The 3713-nt window shown below is 73.4% G+C and carries 4 protein-coding genes; 3 read left to right on the forward strand and 1 reads right to left on the reverse strand.

Translation table 11 applies throughout. The annotated features are described in order from the left end of the window. On the forward strand, nt 1-875 hold an 875-nt coding region (locus tag ACSNOD_RS29545; protein ID WP_436770149.1), incomplete at its 5' end, for a DMT family transporter. A 164-nt stretch (nt 876-1039) separates the two neighbouring features. Further along, complete coding sequence (locus ACSNOD_RS29550; protein WP_436770150.1) at nt 1040-1243, forward strand: DUF1918 domain-containing protein; 204 nt, start codon at nt 1040-1042, stop codon at nt 1241-1243. 15 nt (nt 1244-1258) lie between these two features. Here ACSNOD_RS29550 and ACSNOD_RS29555 read toward each other — a convergent pair whose 3' ends face one another. Further along, nucleotides 1259-2542: a glycoside hydrolase family 10 protein gene (locus ACSNOD_RS29555; protein WP_436770151.1), complete on the reverse strand. Its 1284-nt coding sequence runs from the start codon at nt 2540-2542 to the stop codon at nt 1259-1261. Nucleotides 2543-2736: 194 nt separating this feature from the next. Between ACSNOD_RS29555 and ACSNOD_RS29560 the strand changes: the two genes are divergently transcribed. Then, nucleotides 2737-3594: a 3-hydroxybutyryl-CoA dehydrogenase gene (locus ACSNOD_RS29560; protein ID WP_436770152.1), complete on the forward strand. Its 858-nt coding sequence runs from the start codon at nt 2737-2739 to the stop codon at nt 3592-3594. The last annotated feature ends 119 nt before the right edge of the window (nt 3595-3713 follow it).

Below are 3713 nucleotides of genomic sequence, written 5' to 3' on the forward strand. Positions count from 1 at the left end.
GCCAGCAGGGGGCCGCCGCCCCGCGCGGCGGCCCCCTGCTGGCCGCCCTCGGTGTCGCCGCCTTCTCGCTCACCTTCCCCGCCACCGCCTGGGGCCTCGACGGCTTCGGCCCCTGGTCGCTGACGTCCGTCCGGTGCGTGCTCGGCGCGCTCGTGGCGGTCGCCTGCCTCGCCGCCTGCCGGGCGCGGCTCCCCGAGCGGCGCCACTGGGCGGGCCTCGCCGTGGTCGGCGGCGGCACGGTCCTCGGCTTTCCGCTGCTGACCACGCTCGCCCTGCAGACGTCCTCGACCTCGCACGCGGCGGTGGTCGTGGGCCTGCTGCCGCTCACCACCGCCGCGTACGCCGCCCTGCGCACCGGCGCCCGGCCGCGCCCCGCGTTCTGGGCCGCGGCGGTCGCGGGCGCCGTCGCCGTGGTGGGCTTCGCGCTGTACCAGAGCGGCGGCAGCCCGACCGCGGGCGATCTCTACCTCTTCGCCGCGCTGCTGGTGTGCGCCGCCGGCTACGCGGAGGGCGGCCGGCTCGCCCGCCACATGCCGGGCTGGCAGGTGATCGCCTGGGCGCTCGTCGGCTGTCTGCCGCTGGCCCTGCCCGGCGCCGCGCTGGCCCTGGCGGTGGAGCCGGTGGAGCTCACGGCGCGGGCGGTCACCGGGCTGCTCTGGGTGGCGGTCGGCTCCTCGTTCCTGGGGATGATGGTCTGGTACCGGGGCATGGCGGCGATCGGGGTGGCGCGGGCCAGCCAGCTCCAGCTCGCCCAGCCGCTGCTGACCCTGGTGTGGTCGGTGCTGCTGCTCGGCGAACACCTCGGCCCGGCCGCCCCGATCACCGCGCTGGCGGTGCTGGTGTGCATCGTGGTGACCCAGCGAACGGCCCGCTGACGGCGAAGGAATGACCCACCGACGGCGCGGGCCGAACCGCTGGACAAGCCCCTCCCGGGGCCCGCGCGCGGGGAAGCCAAGAGGCCCCGCCGGCCCTAGACTGGCCACCAGTGGCACGTATGTCCGTCCATCCGTCACACCCGCTCCCCCGGAGGTCACGGCAGATGCATGCGAGCAAGGGCGACCGCCTGGTGATGCACGGCAGGGTCGTCGGGAAGAACGATCGGGTCGTCGAGATCGTCGAGGTCCTGGGGCCGGACGGCACACCGCCGTACCGGGTGCGCGCCGAGAACGGCCACGAGACGATCATGTCCCCCGGCCCGGACTCGGTGGTCGATCACCGGAAGTCGACGGACCCGGCGCAGTAGGTTCCACGGAAGGCGCTACGGAGTGCGGCCCGGGCCCTCCCCCGGCGGGGAGGTCCGGGCCGCCGTCGCGTAGTGGTCGGCGACCACCCGGGCCATCGCCCCGATCCGGTCGGCCGCCACCTCCTTCGCGGAGAAGTAGATGTTGCCCTCCACCCGCGGGTACGACCGGTCGAACGTGAGATGGCGGGAGAGCTCGGCCGGGTCCTGCCAGGCCGCGGGCTGGGCGGGGTCGCCCGCCTTGTAGAGGGCCTCGCCGATGTAGAGGCGCACGGGGGTGCCGGAAACCACGGACGCCCACCAGGGCACCAGCTTCGCGTAGTCGGCCGCGGCGTTGCCGAGGTGCCAGTAGACCTGGGGCGCGATGTAGTCGAGCCAGCCCTTGCGCACCCAGCCGCGGGTGTCCGCGTACAGATCGTCGTACGTCTGCACCCCGGCGCGGGTGTCGGAGCCGGCCGGGTCGGTGGCCCGGTTGCGCCACACGGCGAAGGGGCTGATGCCGAAGCGCGTCCCGCAGCCGATCTCCTTGATCCGCACGGCGGTCTCGGACACCAGCAGATCGATGTTGTGGCGGCGCCACGCGGCCCGGTCGGGGAACGCGGAGCCGTGTTCCGCGTAGGCGGCGTCGTCGTCGAAGCTCTGTCCGGCGACCGGGTACGGGTAGAAGTAGTCGTCCCAGTGCGCGGCGTCGACGGGGTAGCGCCGCACCGCGTCGAGCATGGCGTCCTGGACGAAGCGGCGGACCTCGGGCAGCCCCGGGTTGTAGTAGAGCTTGCCGCCGTAGGGCACCACCCAGTCGGGGTGGCGCCGGGCGGGGTGGGTGGGGACGAGCCGGCCGGGGTCGGTGTGGTTGGCGACGCGGTACGGGTTGAACCAGGCGTGCAGTTCGAGGCCGCGGCCGTGCGCCTCGGCCACGGCGAAGCCGAGCGGGTCCCAGCCGGGGTCCCGGCCCTGCGTCCCGGTGAGGTACTGCGACCACGGCTCGTACGGGGACGGCCACAGCGCGTCGGCGGTCGGCCGCACCTGAAGGATCACCGCGTTGAGCCGCCGCCGTACGGCCGTGTCCAGCAGGGACAGCAGTTCGGCCCGCTGCCGCTCGGCGGGCAGGCCGGGCGCCGAGGGCCAGTCGCGGTTGGCCACCGTGGCCAGCCACATGCCGCGGAACTGGCGGGGCGGCGCCGCCGCTTCGCCGCGTCCCGGTGCGGGCGACGGCTCCGCCGCCGCGGCGTGGGCGGCCGACAGCAGGAGCGGCAGCGCTCCGGCCGCCGCGGCCATCAGCCCTCTTCGCGTCATACGTCGCATGGGTCCGTCCCTTCTCGACATGACGCCCGACATGACGGATGCGGGGAGCATGCCCGCCCCGGCACCGGCACCACCCCGGGCCGCGGAGTAACGTCTGAGCGAGGCGGGCGGTCGAAACCCCACCCCACCGGGCCGGATCTCTCGGTCGACCGCCGTTTTCCCTGACCAGCGAAAGGCACGATGTGACGGACACTGTGGCAGACGTGGCACGCGTCGGAGTGGTGGGCTGCGGCCAGATGGGCGCCGGCATCGCGGAGGTGTGTGCCCGTTCCGGCCTGGACGTCAAGGTCGCGGAGACCACCGGCGACGCCCTGGAGATCGGCCGCACCCGGCTGATCAACTCCCTCGGCAAGGCGGCCGAGCGCGGCAAGATCACGGCCGAGGAGCGGGACGCGGCCCTCGACCGGCTGAGCTTCACCACCGACCTGGGGGAGTTCGCCGACCGCGATCTGGTCATCGAGGCCGTGGTGGAGAACGAGCAGGTCAAGACGGAGATCTTCCAGATCCTCGACCAGGTGGTGACCCGCCCGGACGCCATCCTCGCCTCCAACACCTCCTCGATCCCCCTGGTGAAGCTGGCGGTGGCCACCTCCCGCCCCGACCAGGTGATCGGCATCCACTTCTTCAACCCGGCGCCGGTGCAGCAGCTGGTGGAGCTGATCCCCGCGCTGACCACCAGCGAGGAGACCATCAAGCGGGCCGAGGCCATGGTCACCTCGGCGCTGGGCAAGCATGTGATCCGCGCCCAGGACCGCTCCGGCTTCGTGGTGAACGCGCTGCTGATCCCGTATCTGCTGTCCGCCGTGCGGATGTTCGAGTCCGGCATCGCGAGCCGCGAGGACATCGACAACGGCATGGAGATGGGCTGCGCGCACCCCATGGGCCCGCTCAAGCTCTCCGACCTGATCGGCCTGGACACGGTCGTCTCGGTGGCCAACTCGATGTACGAGGAGTACAAGGAGCCGCTCTACGCCGCTCCCCCGCTGCTGCAGCGCATGGTCGACGCCGGCCGTCTCGGCCGCAAGACCGGCTCGGGGTTCTACACCTACTGACATCGGTCCGCGCCTCCCGGCCGCCCGTTCGTCACGGCTCCGCCGCGACCACGACCGCCCCCTTCGCGCCGGGAGCGTGTGCGCCGGGCCAGTGCGCGTGCGCTCTTCACACGGGGTGT

The sequence above is a fragment of the Streptomyces sp. URMC 123 genome (assembly GCF_051386515.1).
In the GTDB taxonomy this organism is placed as follows: domain Bacteria; phylum Actinomycetota; class Actinomycetes; order Streptomycetales; family Streptomycetaceae; genus Streptomyces.